Below are 17,681 nucleotides of genomic sequence, written 5' to 3' on the forward strand. Positions count from 1 at the left end.
CGACTACCTGGGCGATTACTCGAGGCTCTCGCTGAACAGCGCGACCACCAAGAAGCTGACCCTGCCGCAGGTCATTGACGCCTGCGTGGCGGCCGGGATCCCGGCCATCGGCCCGTGGCGCGACCGCGTGGCCGAGGTCGGCGTGGAGAACGCGGCCAGGCTCATCAAGGACGCCGGGTTGCGCGTGTCCTCGCTGTGCCGCGGCGGCTTCCTGACCGCACCCGACGCCGAAGGTCAGGCCGCGGCGCTGGCGGACAACCGCGCCGCCATCCTGGAGGCCGTGGCACTGGAAACCACCGAGCTCTTCCTGGTGGTGGGCGGCCTGGCCCCGGGGGAGAAGGACGTCATCGCCGCCCGCAACCGGGTGGCCGAACGCCTCGCGGACCTGGTGCCCTTCGCCGTGGAACACGGCATCCGCCTGGTGCTCGAGCCGCTGCACCCGATGTACGCGGCGGACCGCGCACTGATCTCCACCCTCGGCCAGGCCCTGGACCTTGCGGCCCCCTACGACGCCTCGGCGGTCGGCGTCGCGGTCGACACCTTCCACGTCTGGTGGGATCCGGATTTGAAGTCCCAGATCGAGCGCGCCGGCCGGGAGAACCGGATCGCCTCCTACCAGGTGTGCGACTTCAACCTGCCCATCGCCGCGGACGCCCTGCTGTCGCGGGGCATGATGGGCGACGGGGTCATCGACTTCGCGACCATCGGCGGCTGGGTGCGCGACGCCGGCTACACCGGCGACATCGAGGTGGAAATCTTCAACCAGGACATTTGGGATTCCGACGCTGACGCCGTCCTGGCCACCATGAAGGAACGCTATGCCCGGCTGGTGGTTCCGCATGCCTGAGGCCGGCCGGCCGCTGCGGGTCCTGGTTGCGCCGGACAAGTTCAAGGGATCGCTCACCGCCACCGAGGCCGCCGCGGCGATGGCCGAGGGCGTGCTGCGCGTGTATCCGGAGGCCCTGGTGACGCGGTTTCCGATTGCCGACGGCGGCGAGGGGACCCTCGATGCAGCGGTGAACGCCGGCTACGAGCTGCGCTCCGCCGTGGTCACGGGTCCGCTCGACCAGGAGATCCTCGCGCACTGGGCCTTTCACCGGGAAGTGGACGGGACGGCGCGTGCGGTCATCGAAACGGCCCAGGCCTCCGGCCTTGCGGCCTCGGCCCGGACCCCGGAGGGCGCGTTGTCCGCCCACAGCTACGGGTGCGGGGAACTGATCCTCCGGGCGCTCGACGCCGGCGCCACCGAGATCATCATCGGCCTCGGCGGGTCCGCCATGAGCGATGGCGGCAGCGGCGCCCTGCTGGCCTTGGGTCTCCGGATTCTCGACGCCCACGGCGACGCGGTTGGCCTGGGCGGCGGGCACCTTGCCGGCGTCGCGTCGGTGGACGCATCGGGGCTGGACCCCCGCTTGGGCAAGGTGCGGATCCGGTTGGCCGTCGACGTCACGAACCCGCTGTTGGGGCCCGATGGAAGCGCAGCCGTATTCGCCCCGCAGAAGGGCGCGGACTTGCCATCGGTGGCCGCGCTCGAGGCTGGCCTGCGCAATTGGTCCAAGGTGCTGCGCCAGACCACGGGCCGGGACGTCAACGTTCCCGGCGCCGGGGCAGCGGGCGGCTTCCCCGCGGCGTTCCTGGCCTTCACCGGGGCGGTTTTGGAGCCGGGGTTCCGGCGGGTCGCGGAGCTGAGTGGTTTGGCAGCGCAGCTCGATGTCACAGATCTGGTCATCACCGGCGAGGGCTCCCTTGACGCCCAGTCCTTCGAGGGGAAGGCGCCCATCGCGTTGGCCGAGGTGGCAAGGGTAAGGAACCTGCCGGTCCTGGTGGTCGCCGGCCGCATTGCGGCGACACCGGAGGAGCTGGAACGCTACGGCATCACCGGCGCGGCCCAGCTGCTGGACTTCGCGCGGGGGACTTCCGGCACGCCCGATCCCGAGGATGCCATGGCCAACGCGGCGCTCTATCTCCGCAGTGCCACGGCCCAGGTGCTTGCCCGAATGCTGGAACCGGACGTGGCCCGTGGGGATGCCCTGGGCGCAATCCGCCCTGAGACGGAGGAGTTGCACCCCGCCGGTCTTTAGACGGAACGCCCCGGCGCCGGTGGCGCGGTGCTCTTGCGCACCATGAGGCGCGTCGGCACGCTGACATCGCGTGCCGGGGTGTCGCCCGCGATCTGGTGGAGCAGGTTTTCGATGCTCAGGCGTCCCACCGCGTGGAAGTCCTGGCGGATCGTGGTCAGGGGTGGCCAGAAGGAGGCCGCCTCCTCAAGGTCGTCGAACCCCACGATGCTGACGTCCTCCGGGATGGCGCGACCCAGCTCATGCATGGCCCGCATGGCTCCGAGCGCCATCTGGTCGTTCGCGGCAAAGATGGCGCTCACAGCAGGGTTCTTGCCCAGTTCGAGCCCGATCCGGTAGCCCGATTCCGCGGACCAGTCGCCGTGGAGCACCTCGGGTGCCTTGATTCCGGCCTCCTCGAGCGTCTGCTTCCACGACTCCGCCCGGTGCAACGCGGAAAAGGATGAGTCGGGGCCGCCGATGTGCCAGACCTGGCGGTGGCCGAGCTCCAGCAGGTGCTCGGTGGCCAGCCTGGCGCCCTGGTGCTGGTCGGTGTCCACCACCGAATAACCCGATCCGGCATTCGAGTCGATCACGACCGCAGGCAGGTCCTCGGGGAGGGCGATGTCCGCATGGTCGAGCAGGTGGGCCTCGAAAATGATGACCACCCCGTCCACCTGCTGTTCGCGCAACTGGTGGTAGGCGCCGGAGACCTTGCCCGTGGTGGGGTCGGTCAGCGGGATGAGCGTGACCGAGTAGCCGGCACGCGACGCGGCCGTGGCGATCGCGTCGAGGGTTCGCATGTTGCCGAAGGTCGAAAGCGTGAACATGATGACGCCGATGGACTTGAAGCGGCCGCTCTTCAGGGCCCGGGCGGCCCGGTTCGGCCGGTAGCCCAGTTTCTGCATCGCATCCAGGACCCGCTTCTTCGTCGTTTCCTCGACATTGCTGAGCCCGTTTGCAACGCGGGACACCGTCTGGGATGACACGCCGGCCTCCCTCGCGACGTCCGCCATGGAGGGGCCGCGCGTGGTGCGGGCGTGGTGCGAAGCTGCGTTTCCATCCCCGAGATCGGGGAAGCTGGAATGTGAAAGTGTCATTTTTCCCTTTTCCTCTTGCATGTTTACCTAAACATGCTACTTTTGTTTCCACAATGTTTGCGTAAACATACCAGGATGAGACTAAGGATACTTATGACAACGACGTCGAGCGCGACGGTTGCCACCCGGTCCCTTCGGCCACGGCGGCGCAGCGGCAGATGGATGGGGTGGGCGTTTGTTGGCCCCTTCATGCTTGTCTTTGCACTCGTGTTCCTTGCTCCGGTCCTCTACGCCGTCTACCTGAGCCTGTTCCAGAACCAGATGGTGGGAGGCAACAAGTTCGTTGGCGGAGCCAACTACGTCCAGGCCCTGACCGACCCGCAGTTCTGGGACGCGGTGCGCCGGGTGGGGCTGTTCCTGGTGGTGCAGGTGCCCATCATGCTGGTTGTTGCGCTGGCCGCGGCGCTGGCCATCGACAGTTCGCGACTGCGATTCTCGTCGTTCTTCCGCATCTCGATCTTCCTGCCGTACGCGGTCCCCGCGGTCGTGGCGACCCTGATGTGGGGTTTCATCTACGGTCCGCGCTTCGGCTTGGTGGGAAACATCAACGAATTCTTCGGTTGGGCGATTCCGGATCCGCTGTCCAGCAGCTGGATCCTCGTTGCGATCGGCAACATCACGACGTGGGAGTTCACCGGCTACAACATGCTGATCTTCTACGCGGCGCTCAAGACCATTCCCTCGGACCTGTACGAGGCGGCCAGCCTGGACGGGGCCGGCGCGCTGAGCGTCATCCGGAACATCAAGATTCCCTCCATCCGCGGAGCCATCGGCATTGCCACCATCTTCTCTGTCATCGGCAGCTTCCAGCTGTTCAACGAACCGAACATCCTCAAGTCGCTGGCACCGAACTCCATCAGCTCCTATTTCACCCCCAACATGTACGCATACAACCTGTCCTTCGCCGGCCAGCAGTTCAATTACGCTGCGGCGATCGCCATGATCATGGGCCTGTTGACGATGATCGTGGCCTACATCGTCCAGCTCTCCGGTTCTCGAAAGGATGCCTAGCCCATGTCGCTGCAACTGAGTTCCCCCGAGTCCCCGACGGTTCCGCCCGCAAAGAGTCGCACGGCGCCCAGGTTCAGCTCCGGCCCGCACCGCGGAGTGACGCACAAGCGCAAGTCGATCCTCTTGACCATCGTTATGGGGCTGATGGCCGTCTACGCACTGCTCCCGCTCTTTTGGCTGTTCGTCAACTCCACCAAGACCCAGCCGGCGCTCTTTAGCTCTTTCGGCCTGTGGTTCTCCGGGGACTTCGCGCTGTGGGACAACATCAGCCAAACCCTGACCTACAACGACGGGGAATTCGTGCGCTGGCTGGTGAACACGGTGCTCTACGTGGTGGTGGGCGCGGGCGGTGCCACGTTCCTGGCAACGTTGGCCGGCTACGGGCTGGCCAAGTTCGATTTCCCCGGGAAGCGCGCTGTCTTCGCAGTGGTCCTGGGCGCGGTCGCCATTCCCGGTACGGCCCTGGCCGTGCCGACCTTCCTGATGTTCAGTGAGCTGGGTCTGACCAATACGCCGTGGTCTGTCATCATCCCGTCCTTGATCAGTCCTTTCGGCCTCTATCTTGTATGGATCTATGCCCTCGAATCGGTTCCGACCGAAGTGCTCGAGGCGGCCCGCATGGACGGTGCGGGGGAGTTCCGGACTTTCTTCACCATTTCCCTGCGAATGCTTGCACCCGGTTTTGTCACCGTCCTGTTGTTCACCGTCGTGGCGACGTGGAACAACTACTTCCTGCCCTTGATCATGCTCAGTGAATCCACCTGGTATCCACTGACGGTGGGGCTCAACAACTGGAACGCCCAGGCGACCACCGCCGGCGGGGACGCCATCTACAACCTTGTCATCACCGGATCCCTGCTCACCATCGTGCCCATCATCGTTGCGTTCCTCTTCCTGCAGCGCTACTGGCAGTCGGGACTGGCGGCGGGAAGCGTCAAATAGCCACGGCCTCGCAAGGGGAACCTGAACCACCTTCAATCCGATCAACTCGTCTCATAAGCAATGAAGTGAAAGGCATCAAACTCATGAAAATCAGTCATCGTTTACGCCGTGCGGCCACCGTCGTCACGGCGGGCCTTCTGGTCAGCACCCTTGCAGCCTGCGGCGGTTCCACCGCGGAGGGCAGCGCCAGCACCGATGGGGTCAGCGCCGAAGAAATCGCAACCGCCCTGCAGACCGAGACGACCCTGACCGTCTGGGGTTGGGCCCCGCAGCTCAAGCCGATCGTGGAGGCCTTCGAGGCGAAGTATCCGAAGGTCAAGGTCAACCTGGAAAACGTCGGCACCGGTAACGACCACTACACAAAGATCCAGAACGCGGTCAAGGCCGGAAGCGGCGCCCCGGACGTGGCCCAGATCGAATACGCGGCGCTGCCGCAGTTCGCACTTTCCGATTCGCTGGTCGACCTGAAGGGATACGGCGCGGGGGATCTGCAGGCAAACTACACCCCCTCGACGTGGGGTTCGGTGAACCTCAACGGCGGCATCTACGCGCTCCCGCAGGACTCGGGGCCCATGGCCATGTTCTACCGGGCGGATGTCTTTGAAAAGCACGGCATCGAGGTGCCGAGCACTTGGGAAGAATACATTGAGGCGGGAAAGAAGCTTCACGCGGCCGATCCCAAGGCCTACATCACCAACGACATGGGAGATGCCGGATTCACCACAAGCATGATCTGGCAGGCCGGCGGCCAGCCGTACAAGGTTGAAGGCTCCACGAACGTGCAAATCAATCTTCAGGACGAAGGCTCCAAGGCCTGGACGCAGAACTGGAACCAGCTGGTCGAAGGAAAGCTGGTGGCACCCGTCGCTTCATGGAGCGATGAATGGTACAAAGGCCTGTCCGACGGGAACATCGCCACCCTCATCATCGGTGCCTGGATGCCGGCCAACCTGGAATCGGGTGCCGCCGACGGCAGCGGCAAATGGCGCGTGGCCCCCATGCCGACCTATGAAAAGGGCAAGCCGGTCTCCGCGGAAAACGGCGGCGGCGGCGACGCGGTGCTCAAGCAGAGCAAGAACAAGGCCGCGGCCTACGGCTTCCTCCAGTTCAGCAACGGCCCCGAGGGCTCCAAGATCCACGCCGCAAACGGAGGCTTCCCCTCCACTGTCGCGGATTTGAACGACCCCGCATTCCTGAACGCCGAGAACAAGTACTTCGGCGGCCAGAAGATCAACGAGGTCCTCGTCCAGTCGGCGAAGGACGTGGTCCCGGGCTGGTCCTACCTGCCGTTCCAGACCTACGCCAACAGCATCTTCAGCGACACCGTGGGCCAGGCCTACGGCTCGAACAGCGACCTGAACCCCGGGCTCACCGCCTGGCAGGACGCGAGCATCAAGTATGGAAACCAGCAAGGATTCACCGTTTCCGCCAAGTAGGACACCGGGCGGTCCGCAAGCCGCGCGACGCGCGGCTTGCGGACCGCCCACCCCGTGAGAAAAGGATCTCTTTGCCATGCCCACTTTGACCATCGGCGAGCACGACTTTCTGCTCGACGGCCGGCCCCACCGAATCCTCTCCGGCGCACTGCACTATTTCCGGGTCCACCCCGACTTGTGGACGGACCGGATCCGCAAGGCACGGCAGATGGGCCTGAACACCATCGAAACCTACGTCGCCTGGAACGCCCACGCGCCGGCCAAGGACACCTTCGACACCGCGGGAATCCTGGACCTGGGGCGCTTCCTTGACCTGGTCGCCGCCGAAGGCATGCACGCGATCGTGCGCCCCGGTCCGTACATCTGCGCCGAATGGGACAACGGGGGGCTGCCCGCATGGCTGTTTAGCACCGGTGCCGATGCGATCCGTTCCGACGACCCGGTCTACATGGCAGCGGTGACTGAATACTTCGAACAGCTCGCGCCCATCCTGGTCCCGCGCCAGGCGCACCTCGGGGGACCGATCGTCCTGGTCCAGATCGAGAACGAGTACGGTGCCTACGGGGCCGACCCCTCCTACCTGGAGAAGCTCGTGAAGATCAACCGTGAAATCGGGCTCACGGTGCCATTCACCACCGTCGACCAGCCCCAGGGTGACATGCTCGCCAACGGCAGCCTGCCGGGGCTGCACAAGACCGGGTCCTTTGGATCCCGCTCCGCCGAGCGCCTCGACACGCTGCGCCGCCACCAGCCCACCGGACCGCTCATGTGTTCGGAATTCTGGGTGGGATGGTTCGACCACTGGGGCGCCCACCACCACACCACCAGCGTGGAACAATCCGCGGGGGAACTCGAAGCCATGCTTTCCCGCGGTGCGTCGGTGAACATCTACATGTTCCATGGCGGCACCAACTTCGGATTCGGCAACGGCGCCAACGACAAGGGCGTCTACCAGCCCATCGTGACCAGCTACGACTATGACGCACCCCTGGACGAGGCCGGGAACCCGACGCCGAAGTACTGGGCCTTCCGCAAGGTGCTTGCGAAATACGCGGACCTTGCCGAGCACGACGTCCCCGCCCGGGCGGCAGCTGCCCCCGAGCTGGTGGTTCCGTTGACCGGCGTGCTTCCCCTGTGGGACGTCGTCGACGCTTCGGACCGCTGGACGGCTTCCGAAAACGGGCCGCAGGCCACCGACGACATCGGCCACTACTCGGGGTTCAGCGTCTACCGGACCCGGATCGACGTCTCCGGCCCCGCGGTCCTGCTCCTGAACGAGGTGCGGGACAGGGCGCAGGTGTTCCTCAACCGGCGGGGCATCGGCACGCTTTCGCGCGACAACCACGACCGCACGCTGGTGTTGCCCTACGGCGCCAGCGGGACACTGGAGATCCTCGTCGAGGACCAGGGGCGCGTGGACTACGGCCCCCGGCTGGGCGAACCCAAGGGGCTGATCGGCGAGGCGAGGATCAACGGGGAGCCTGTCCTCGAGTGGGATTTGCTCCCGCTGGAACTCAAGGACGTGGGCCCGGTTGCCGAGCACTTCCCAGGGTCCTCACCGCGTCCCGTCACCCTGTTGGCCGGGCCGGCCTTCGCGCACGCCGTCTTCGACCTGCCCGTGGTCGCCGACCTCTTTCTGGACACCAGCGGTTGGGGCAAGGGTGTGGTGTGGGTCAACGGATTCTGCCTCGGGCGGTACTGGTCGCGCGGGCCCCAGCGCACCCTCTACGTCCCCGGACCCATGCTGCGTTCCGGCTCCAACGAGGTCGTCGTGCTTGAACTCCAGGCGGCCGTCACCCCGGTGGTTTCCTTCGTTTCGGCACCCGACCTGGGACACACCGATTTCTGATCCGGTGTGACAACGGTGCGACAACCAATGCACGGGGAATTGGCGGTTCTTGGCTCCGTCCGACCGGCGGCGCCTGCCGCGGGGGCGGGACGGCAGCTCCCTGAAACGCCCAACGGGCATCCCACCCCGAACCGTCGAATGGGCCCGGGCTACGCCTGAGCCGTTGAACCGCGGACCATGAGCGAGCTGTCCAGCGTCAGTAGCGGCGTTTCGAGGTCTTCCCCGTTGATGAGCTTGAGCAATTGCTCGGCGGCGCGCCGGCCCAGCAGCTCCGCCGGCAGGTTCACGCTGGTGAGCCCCGGGTTGCTGTTGGCGGAATACGGCAGGTCGTCGAAGCCGGTAACGGCAAGCTCGCCGGGGATCGAGATCCCTGCCACGCGGGCCTCCTGCAGCACGCCGTAAGCGTGGGTGTCGGTTGCGCAGACCACCGCGGTGATTCCCGCCTTCTTCCATTCCGGCCAGGCCTCCGCGAACGCGTCCGCAGCCAGTCCCACGTCGATGGTGGTGGCGGCCTCGGCGCCGTCGGGAACGCTCATGCCTAGTGCGGTGGCTGCCTTCAGGAAGGCGGTGCGGCGCAGTTCGAACGTCGTTGTGCCGGTGATGCCGTCCAGGTACGCAACCTTGGTGTGGCCCGCCGCGGCAAGGTGGGCTGCCAGGTCACGGGCGCCCTGGGCGACATCGAGGTTCACCGCAGGGACGTCTTCCCCGAAACCGGGGGCATCGAGCAAAACCAAGGGGCCGGTGGCCGAGAGCGCTTCAAGGAACGACGGGTCCGGGGCGTCGACCAGCAGGCCCGCGGGCCGCAGGCCCAGCAGTCGGCGGGTGTCCGCCGCACTGGGCAGCTGGCCCGCGTCGGTGACCGAAAGCAGCAGCTGGTAGTTCGAGCCAAGCGCGCTGCGCACCCCGGCGATGACCTTGGCGAAGAACGGGTTGGAAATATCCGGTGCCACCATGATCACGGTGGAGCTGACGCCGCGGGAGAGCGAGCTGCCGATTTCGTCGATGACATACCCGAGTTTGCGGATCGAGTCCAGCACCTTGGCCTCGTTGGCCGCGGAGACTCGGCCATGGGTCTTGCCGTTGGCAACCAGGGACACCGTTGCGGTGGAAACCCCCGCATGTTCGGCCACCATCGCGGCAGTGACGCGCCGTCTCATGGGCGCAGTGGTGCGCTGCAAATCCGTGGAATCCATGGCCTTAATCCTAGTCGAGGTGGTGCATCTTTGTGTTGTAACGCGTTAAGCGTTTGACCTGATGATATTCGCGAGGCACGTTAAGCGTTTGACGTGAGTGTGGAAAAGGTGCCAGACTTCACTTTGAAACCCCCGTTCCTGTTTCGTGTCCCAGGGCACAGCAGTTCCCCCAAAGATGTGGAGAAAACCATGGGCGAACCCTCAGTGGAAGCCGCACCGCGCAAGATCATCCTTGACTGCGATCCCGGCCATGACGATGCAGTTGCCATCCTGTTGGCACACGGCAGCCCGGCCATCGAGCTGCTTGCCGTGACCACGGTTGTCGGCAACCAGACCTTGGAAAAGGTCACCAAGAACGCCCTTGCCGTGGGCACCATCGCGGGCATCACCGGCGTCCCGTTCGCCGCCGGTTGTGCCCGCCCCTTGGTGCGCACCATTGAGAACGCCCCGGACATCCACGGCGAGTCCGGCATGGACGGACCGGCACAGCCCGAGTCGAGCATCGAGTTGGACCCGCGCCACGCAGTGGACCTGATCATCGAGACGGTCATGGCACACGAGCCGGGCACCGTCACCTTGGTGCCGACCGGCGGCTTGACCAACATTGCGCTGGCGGCCCGCAAGGAACCGCGCATCGTTGAACGCGTGAAGGAAGTCGTCCTCATGGGCGGCGGCTACCACGTGGGCAACTGGAGCGCCGTGGCCGAATTCAACATCATCATCGACCCAGAAGCCGCACACATCGTCTTCAACGAGAAGTGGCCGGTTGTCATGGTCGGGCTCGACCTGACCCACCAGGCGCTCGCCACCGACGAGGTCGTCGCGCAGATCGAGGCAGTGGGCACCGGCCCGGCCAAGTTCGTCCGCGAACTCATGGACTTCTTCAAGGCAACCTACAAGGACGCGCAGGGCTTCGACTTCCCGCCGGTGCACGACCCGTGTGCAGTCGCCTACGTGATCGACCCGAGCATCGTGACCACCCGCAAGGTGCCCGTCGACATCGAGTTGCAGGGCAAGCTGACCCTGGGCATGACCGTCGCGGACTTCCGCGCGCCGGCCCCGGCCGACTGCAACACCTCGGTGGCAGTGGACCTTGACCACAAGCGCTTCTGGGACCTGGTCACCGACGCACTCGTGCGCATCGGTGAGGTCAAGGTCGAGGTCGCGGTCGCATGAGCACCGTGATCGACAAGGGAACCATGACCCGCGGCGGCACCGCCGCCCTCACTGCGGCCCTGCTGACCGCCTGCGTGGCCTTCCAGCTCAACGCCTCCATGCTCAGCCCCGCGCTGGTCACCATGGGCGAGGAACTGAACACCAACCAGGCCGCGATCGGCCTGTCGCAGACCTGGTTCTTCACCACCGCCGCACTCTTCTCCCTGTTCCTGCCGCGACTTTCCGACGTCGTGGGCCGCAAGCGCATCCTGGTGATCATGATGCTGATGACCGCCGTCGGCTCCGTTGTCGCGGCGATGGCCCCGAACATCGGCTGGCTGTTCGCCGGACGCATCATCCAGGGCATTTCCGGTCCCACGGTCCCGTTGTGCCTGTTGATGCTGCGCAGCGCGGTCCCGAACCCGAAGCGCTACGGCGCGCTCATGGGCCTGATCCTGGCCGTCAACGGCGGCGTCGCCGGCGTCGACTCCTTCCTGGGCGGCTACCTTGCCGAAAACCACGGATTCCGTTCCATCTTCTGGTTCATGGTGGTCCTGGCCGTTCTTGCGGCCTTGGCCGTCGCACTGCTGACCCCTGAGTCCAAGCCCCAGGCCGGAACCTCGATGGACTGGCGCGGTGTCTTCTTCATCGTCATCGCCGTCGGCGCCCTGCTGACCGCGCTCAATGAAGCCTCCAAGCTTGTCGGTGGCATGTCCTCCCAAACATTGCTGCTTTCACTTGTGCTGCTGGCTGTTGCTGCCGCCGCGTTTTACGGATTCTGGACCACGGAGAAGCGCGTGGCCGAGCCGATGGTGCAGATCGAACACCTGCGCCAGCGCGCCACCTGGGCGCCGCTGCTGACCACCACGCTGACCATGACCGGCATCTTCGCGGTCATCAACGGAATCGTCCCGGCCTACGTTCAGGCCGCGGCACCCGGGTTCGGCGTCGGCCCCACTCAGACCGCACTGCTGATCCTCACCCCCTACGCGCTGCTCGGTTGGATCTTCGGCCCGATCAGCGGCCGTCTGGCCCCGGTGTTCGGCTACAACAAGGTGCTGCGCATCGGCATGCTCGGCAGCATCGCGGCCCTGCTCATCATCGTGTTCTTCGGGCTTAATTCCCTGCCGATGATGATCGCCGGCACCGCCCTGCTGGGCATCATGTACGCCGGAACGGCGAACATCATGCTCAACGGCCTGGGCGTGGTCCTTTCGCCCCAGGGGAACCCCGGCTTCCTGCCGGGTATGAACGCCGGAGCCTTCAACCTGGGCGCCGGGCTGAGCTTCCTTGTCCTGCCGGCCGTGCTTGTGGGAACCTCTAACCTGGGCGACCACGCTTCCTACTTCACGGTGGTCATGGTCGGCCTGGTCATTACCGTCGCGGCATTCGCCGCTTCATTGTTGATCCCCAAACCAGTCGACGCAGAGGTGCAGTAATTGAACCAGCAAACCCCCAGCAATGAAACAGGCCGGATCGTGGTGGTCGGCTCGCTCAACGCGGACCTGACCATCTACACCGAGCGGCTCCCGCAACCGGGGGAGACCCTGCACGGCGAGGGCTTCACGGTGAACCCCGGAGGCAAGAGCGCCAACCAGGCGGTTGCCGCGGGCCTGCTTGGCGGTGCTGTTTCGCTGGTGGGTGCCGTGGGCCAGGATTCCAATGGCGACATGCTGTTGGCCTCCTGTTCGGCGGCAGGCGTGGATGTCACGCAGGTGAACCGGGTTGCCGGTGTCGAGACCGGCGTTGCCGTGGTGACCGTCGATGCCGCAGGTGAAAACAGCATCGTCATCTCCGCCGGTGCCAACGGAACGCTGCGGCCCGCCGACGTTGCCGCCGCACAGGCCGCCTTCGACGGATCCTCGGTGGTCTGCCTGTGCCTCGAGGTTGGGCTGGACACCGTCCAGGCCGCCGCGCAGGCCGGGCACGATGCCGGTGCAACCGTGCTGCTGAACCTTTCCCCGTACGCACCGGTGGCGCCCGAACTCGCATCCCTCGCGGACGTGTTGCTCGTCAACGCGCACGAGGCCTCGCAGTTCCTGGGCGGGGAAGAAATCCCCGCGCCGGATGCGCCGACCTCCGACTGGGAGCCGGTGCTTGAGCACTTCGCCGACCGCGGCCTAGACCGCGCCGTGGTGACCCTCGGTGCCAACGGCTCGGTGGTCCTCGACGGCCTGGCCGGCTCCGAGGGCCGGGTTGTCCGCATCGCTCCGACGAAGGTCGATGCGATCGATACAACCGGCGCCGGAGACGCCTTCACCGGCGCACTGGCGGCACGCCTTGCGGCGGGGGATTCGCTGTACACCTCGGCAGCCTTCGCTTCGGTAAGCGCCGCATTGGCCGCAACGAAGAAGGGTACGCAGGCCGCATACCCCGATGAGACCGGCGTGAACGAAGTGCTCGGCAACAAGCAATAGCTTTCCCGGGGCCGTGGCCCCGACCTCTAACGGTCGTCGCAACATCCGCATTCGCGGTGTTGCGGCGGCCGTTTTCGTTTTCCGGGACACTGCCCGCTTGCCACATGCTGCGTGGCCCGCCCGCGGGTCCGAAATCTTCAATTCCCGCTCGGCTGACACCCGGCAACGGCGAACCTCCCTGGATGTTGATTCGGCATTGCGATCGTCATCCGGATGCAAGAAAACTGCCGAGTCAGACCGAAAATTGGGGATCTCCGGACAGGGTTGAATCTGCATCGAGTTGCGAAATAGTACAAATCTGCGATAATTGAAGATCGACGAGTTGGTTTCTAGAAGAAAACAAGTGCCTTGGATTGTGTCCAAGTGACACCAGATACCTAGTACAAACCGCTTGGCGTGATCAGCTGGCCCGGGATGCCTTCGCTTGTGTCGATATAGATGACAAGAAATCCTACGGCTCCGTTGCCGGCTGAACGGAACTGCGCGGCATCAAGCCGGACCGAGGGGTCTGCGGAGATGTCTGGTGCAAGGTTCCGGATGTTCGAGGCGGCATTTTCGCCGTTTGCCGGAGCTGTCATGGCTCCGGGTACGGCTCGCTTTAAACACCAAGCGAACCGCCCTTACAGGCTGGTTCGCACCGCAACACACGGGAGCAGATGTCCAAGAAATTTTATGGACGCACCCAAGCAGCAGGTCTTCGGGAACCCGACCCCGCAGGCTTCGCCGCACATTAGAGAGAGGATGATTCACAAATGACTCCAGGCCACGAAACATTGGTTATTACCGCCTTCTCGATGATCGCGATGCTAAGCGTCGTGACGTTTGCAAAGGTTGCCCGCTATCGCAAGGCCCACTCGCTGGGCGAAGACGCCGGCACGTCCGAGCAGGCATAACAACTCGTAGTTTTACGACAAGACAGTGAGGGGCGGTCCGAAGGGGCCGCCCCTCACTGCGTCTCCGGGATAGGGTCCTCGCCGCTGCCGGACGCCAGAGGTTGTCGGGCAAGACCCGGACCGGATCGGTTTGTTGCCGATTGATCCCAGCCTCCGCCGAAAGCACCGGTGGTCCCTGTACCCGGTCGGTGCAAAGAAAAACCCGACACACCGGAATGCCCCAAAAGATTCTGAGCCGCCGTGGAACTCTGGAAGTCGGCACCCCTTAAGGGTTATGCTCCGATCACCATGAAAACCCGCGACGACTAGGTATTCACTGCGAGGTGATGCGTGGCGGACGGGTAGAGATGTTGTGCAATATCTTCGTAACTCGCGCTTTCCCTTGAGCTAGGAGTTAGGTCAATGACAGCCAGTCCCACGTCTCCACAGCACCACAGCATTGCAGAGAGAGCCTCTTGGCTGCCGCTGGTAGTTGTGGTGCTCACCCAGATCCAAGCCTCGTTCGCGGTGAACGCGTTGACCGTCTCCATGGCCGGCATCACCACCGACCTGGACACTCCGGCAACCTCAGTCGGAACGGCGATCACCGCCGGTACCTTCTCCATGGCAGCCTTCATCCTGCTCGGGGCGAAGATCGGCGCCCGCTTCGGAACCCGAAAGGTCTTCCAGATCGCTGTGGCGATCCACGCCGCGGCCATGGCCTGTGTGGCGCTGAGCGTCAGCCCCGCCATGCTGTTCATCGCCCAGGCGTCCTCCGGCGCGGTCATCGCCTTGGTCGCCCCGGCACTGACTGTCTTCATCGCCACGAATTACAAGGACGCCCAACAAGCCAAGGCCATCGGGTTGTTGGCCGCGGCGATCCCGGCGGCCGGCGTGCTGGCGTTGCTGCTCGCCGGATGGTTTGCCACCACCATCGGCTGGCGCTACTCGTTCGGTCTCATGGTTGTCCTCGGTGCGATCAACCTGCTGCTGAGCTTCAAGCTCAAGACGATCCCGGCGCAGCCTGCACTGAAGATCGACTGGACCGGCGCCATCATCGCCGCCGTTTCCATCATCCTCCTCAGCTTCGGGTTCAGCGGCCTGTCCAGCTGGGGCATCTGGTTCGCCACCGAGCAGGCGCCGTTCAACATCATGGGCATCTCGCCGGCCCCGCTGCTCATCCTGCTTGGCCTGATCGGCGGCCAGGTATTCTTCTCCTGGATCCGCAAGCGCCAGGACGCCAAGCTGCCGCGCATCTTCGATCTGCGCGTTCTGGCATCCAGCTCAGAGCTTGCTATCACCGCCTGCATGGCCATCATGCTGTTCGTGGGAACCGCGGCGAACTTCCTGATCCCGCTGTACATGCAGATGGTGCAAGGGCGAAGCGGCATTGAAACCTCGTTCTCGCTGATTCCCTACACGCTGAGCATCTTCCTGGCCAGCACGTTCGTGGCGTTCCTCTACGACAAGTTCTCCCCGAGCATCATCGCCCGGACGGGGTTCGTGGTGGTCTCCGGGGCCCTGTGCCTGATCGCCTACACCATCCGCAACGACTGGGGCCAGCTCTTCGTCGTCCTTGGACTGGTCCTCCTGGGATTGGGGCAGGGCGCAATCGTCGCGCTGGTCTTCAACACGTTGCTCAGCTCCGTGCCGAAGCCGCTGGCCGGCGACGTCGGTGCCTGGCGCGGATTGGTTCACAACCTCTCGGGATCCGTGGGCATCGCGGTGGCCAGCGCCTTCGCCGTGGGAATGCTCGCCTCGCTGATCGCCTCCGGGGCTGCCGCGCACCCCGGGATCTCAGACGAGCTGATCTACAAGGTCAACATCAGCGACGCGGACTTTATGACAAACGAGCAGCTCGTAATAGCCATCGGGGAGCGGGCCGGAAGCCCCGAGGAACTAGTGGCAGCGGTTGCGGTCAACGCCGAAGCGCGACTGCGTTCCCTGCAGCTCTCGCTGCTGGGGCTCGCCGGGTTGGCCCTGCTGGCCATCGTCCCGGCAGGGCGCATGCCCAAGCGACTGCAGGACGGCTTGCCCGAACAGATGGAACCCGACGATCCCGACGCACTGGACCTCGACAGCCCGGAAGCTACAAAGGAGAACCCGTGAAATTCGACGCATACAAACTGATCCCCGGCGACTTTTCACCGATGCCCTCGCTGCACGCGGGCGACCCCGTCATCGATTGGGTGGACGCATTTGCCGGAGTCGAAGCGGTGGCCGTGCTGGTGGGCAGCGACGGGGAAGTCCCCGACGAACTGGGCCTGGACCGCGAAGCCCTCGCCAGGGCCGGGTTCACCGGCGCAGCGGGCGGCACGTTGCTTGTCCCGACCAATGACGGGCCCCTGCTGGTTGCCGTGGGCGTGGGAGCGCTCGCCGAACTGGACCAGCACGCAATGCGCGATGCCGCGGCCACTGCAACCCGTGCGACCAAGGGCAGGGCCCGGTTCGGGCTGCGGCTTCCGGACACGGAGCTGGATGCCGAAACCCTGGGCCGCGTCGTCACCGAAGGCGTCCTGCTGGCCCGCTACGCCTTCACCCCGTTGAAGAACGGCGGGGCCTTCACCGCGCTGGAACTCGTTCAGGTTTGCGCGGACGGAACCGACCCCGTCCAGGCCGCGGACGGCACCGGGATCGGGCGAATCAACGCCCGCGCCGCAAACATCGCCCGGGACCTGTGCAACGCCCCGCCCAGCCACCTGACCGCCGTGGCACTGGCCGAGGTGGCCAAGGAGCTTGGGGAGCTCTTCGGGTTCGAGGTGCAGGAGTTCAACCGCGAGGAACTTGTCGCCATGCGCTGCGGCGGCCTCCTGGGGGTCAACGCGGGCAGCGCCCAGGAACCGCGCATGATCAAGCTCCACTACGCGCCGCGGGGAAAGGCCACGGGGCACCTGGGACTGGTCGGCAAGGGCATCATGTACGACTCGGGCGGCGTGAGCCTGAAGCCCAGCGACCCGATGCACCTGCTCATGAAAATGGACATGGGCGGGGCGGCCTCCGTGCTTGCCGCGTTCACCGCGCTGCGCGACCTCGGCGCCGGCGCGGAGGTCACCGGCTTCCTGATGTGCACCGACAACATGCCCGACGGCTCGGCCTACAAGCTCGGGGACGTGCTCACCACCCGCAGCGGGCTGACCATCGAGGTCAAGAACACCGACGCCGAGGGTCGCCTGGTCATGTGCGACGCGCTGACCCTGGCACTCGAGGACGACGTGGACGCGGTGGTGGACATCGCCACGCTCACCGGGGCCGCACTGATGGCGTTGGGCCAGCTCACCGCGGCCCTGCTGGGCAACCACCAGGCCCTCGTCGATGCCGTGCGCCACAGCGCCTCGAGCGCCGACGAGCAGGTGTGGCAATTGCCCTTGGAGCGCAAGTACCGCAAGCAGCTGGACTCGGACATCGCGGACATTTCCAACCTCGGCGGCAAGTACGCGGGGGCCACCACTGCGGCCCTGTTCCTTGCGGAGTTCGTGGGGGATACCCCGTGGGCCCACCTGGACATTGCCGGCACCATGCAGTCGGACACCGACGACGTGTGGCGCTCCAAGGGGGCCACCGGCTTCGGCACCAGGACGTTGATCGACCTGGCGCAAAACTTCTCGCGCCGCTGACCGAAGGGGAAGCCTACTTCCACGCTTCAAACACC

15 protein-coding genes are annotated in these 17,681 nt (G+C 65.3%); 12 read left to right on the forward strand and 3 right to left on the reverse strand.

All coding sequences use genetic code 11. The annotated features are described in order from the left end of the window. Window positions 1-7: 7 nt before the first annotated feature. Both JOF47_RS00210 and JOF47_RS00215 read left to right on the forward strand, forming a co-directional pair. Complete coding sequence (locus JOF47_RS00210) at window positions 8-847, forward strand: sugar phosphate isomerase/epimerase family protein (RefSeq protein WP_210001265.1); 840 nt, start codon at window positions 8-10, stop codon at window positions 845-847. Beyond that, the gene (locus JOF47_RS00215) at window positions 819-2,081 is read left to right on the forward strand and encodes a glycerate kinase (RefSeq protein ID WP_245356190.1); all 1,263 of its coding nucleotides are present in this window, start codon (window positions 819-821) and stop codon (window positions 2,079-2,081) included. Before JOF47_RS00210 ends, JOF47_RS00215 begins: the two co-directional genes overlap by 29 nt. Here the strand turns inward: JOF47_RS00215 and JOF47_RS00220 are convergent. Then, window positions 2,078-3,157, reverse strand: a complete 1,080-nt coding sequence (locus JOF47_RS00220; protein WP_342592665.1) for a LacI family DNA-binding transcriptional regulator — start codon at window positions 3,155-3,157, stop codon at window positions 2,078-2,080. The genes JOF47_RS00215 and JOF47_RS00220 overlap by 4 nt on opposite strands. Before the next feature lie 93 nt (window positions 3,158-3,250). On the opposite strand from JOF47_RS00220, the gene JOF47_RS00225 reads away from it, so the two are divergent. The 4 genes from JOF47_RS00225 to JOF47_RS00240 all read left to right on the forward strand — a co-directional run bounded on the left by JOF47_RS00225 (window position 3,251) and on the right by JOF47_RS00240 (window position 8,395). After that, on the forward strand, window positions 3,251-4,168 hold the full coding sequence (locus JOF47_RS00225; RefSeq protein WP_209995177.1) for a carbohydrate ABC transporter permease: 918 nt from the start codon (window positions 3,251-3,253) through the stop codon (window positions 4,166-4,168). Window positions 4,169-4,171: 3 nt separating this feature from the next. Then, window positions 4,172-5,110, forward strand: a complete 939-nt coding sequence (locus tag JOF47_RS00230; RefSeq protein ID WP_209995178.1) for a carbohydrate ABC transporter permease — start codon at window positions 4,172-4,174, stop codon at window positions 5,108-5,110. 83 nt (window positions 5,111-5,193) lie between these two features. Further along, complete coding sequence (locus tag JOF47_RS00235; protein WP_209995180.1) at window positions 5,194-6,546, forward strand: ABC transporter substrate-binding protein; 1,353 nt, start codon at window positions 5,194-5,196, stop codon at window positions 6,544-6,546. A gap of 76 nt (window positions 6,547-6,622) precedes the next feature. Beyond that, complete coding sequence (locus tag JOF47_RS00240; protein ID WP_209995181.1) at window positions 6,623-8,395, forward strand: glycoside hydrolase family 35 protein; 1,773 nt, start codon at window positions 6,623-6,625, stop codon at window positions 8,393-8,395. A 149-nt stretch (window positions 8,396-8,544) separates the two neighbouring features. Here the strand turns inward: JOF47_RS00240 and JOF47_RS00245 are convergent, their stop codons facing one another. Continuing rightward, window positions 8,545-9,588 carry a LacI family DNA-binding transcriptional regulator gene (locus tag JOF47_RS00245; RefSeq protein WP_209995182.1) on the reverse strand — a complete coding sequence of 348 codons (1,044 nt, stop codon included), beginning with the start codon at window positions 9,586-9,588 and terminating at the stop codon, window positions 8,545-8,547. Between the two features lie 189 nt (window positions 9,589-9,777). Here JOF47_RS00245 and uriH point away from each other — a divergent pair, with 189 nt between their 5' ends. From uriH to JOF47_RS00260, 3 genes are read left to right on the forward strand one after another with little or no spacing between them, the layout of a single operon-like run. Further along, complete coding sequence (uriH, locus tag JOF47_RS00250; protein ID WP_209995183.1) at window positions 9,778-10,764, forward strand: uridine-preferring nucleoside hydrolase UriH; 987 nt, start codon at window positions 9,778-9,780, stop codon at window positions 10,762-10,764. Next, the gene (gene uriT, locus JOF47_RS00255) at window positions 10,761-12,182 is read left to right on the forward strand and encodes a uridine transporter UriT (protein WP_209995184.1); all 1,422 of its coding nucleotides are present in this window, start codon (window positions 10,761-10,763) and stop codon (window positions 12,180-12,182) included. The genes uriH and uriT overlap by 4 nt, the downstream gene beginning before the upstream one ends. After that, window positions 12,183-13,160, forward strand: a complete 978-nt coding sequence (locus JOF47_RS00260; protein ID WP_209995185.1) for a ribokinase — start codon at window positions 12,183-12,185, stop codon at window positions 13,158-13,160. A gap of 377 nt (window positions 13,161-13,537) precedes the next feature. Here the strand turns inward: JOF47_RS00260 and JOF47_RS00265 are convergent, their stop codons facing one another. Next, window positions 13,538-13,738 (reverse strand): hypothetical protein, encoded by a 201-nt coding sequence (locus JOF47_RS00265; protein WP_209995186.1) that lies wholly within the window; start codon window positions 13,736-13,738, stop codon window positions 13,538-13,540. 174 nt (window positions 13,739-13,912) lie between these two features. Here JOF47_RS00265 and JOF47_RS00270 point away from each other — a divergent pair, with 174 nt between their 5' ends. The 3 genes from JOF47_RS00270 to JOF47_RS00280 all read left to right on the forward strand — a co-directional run bounded on the left by JOF47_RS00270 (window position 13,913) and on the right by JOF47_RS00280 (window position 17,646). Next, window positions 13,913-14,053 carry a hypothetical protein gene (locus JOF47_RS00270; RefSeq protein WP_209995187.1) on the forward strand — a complete coding sequence of 47 codons (141 nt, stop codon included), beginning with the start codon at window positions 13,913-13,915 and terminating at the stop codon, window positions 14,051-14,053. 402 nt (window positions 14,054-14,455) lie between these two features. Next, window positions 14,456-16,141 carry an MFS transporter gene (locus JOF47_RS00275; protein ID WP_209995189.1) on the forward strand — a complete coding sequence of 562 codons (1,686 nt, stop codon included), beginning with the start codon at window positions 14,456-14,458 and terminating at the stop codon, window positions 16,139-16,141. Next, window positions 16,138-17,646: a leucyl aminopeptidase family protein gene (locus JOF47_RS00280; protein WP_342592666.1), complete on the forward strand. Its 1,509-nt coding sequence runs from the start codon at window positions 16,138-16,140 to the stop codon at window positions 17,644-17,646. Before JOF47_RS00275 ends, JOF47_RS00280 begins: the two co-directional genes overlap by 4 nt. The last annotated feature ends 35 nt before the right edge of the window (window positions 17,647-17,681 follow it).

The sequence above is a fragment of the Paeniglutamicibacter kerguelensis genome (assembly GCF_017876535.1).
Taxonomy (GTDB): Bacteria; Actinomycetota; Actinomycetes; order Actinomycetales; family Micrococcaceae; genus Paeniglutamicibacter; species Paeniglutamicibacter kerguelensis.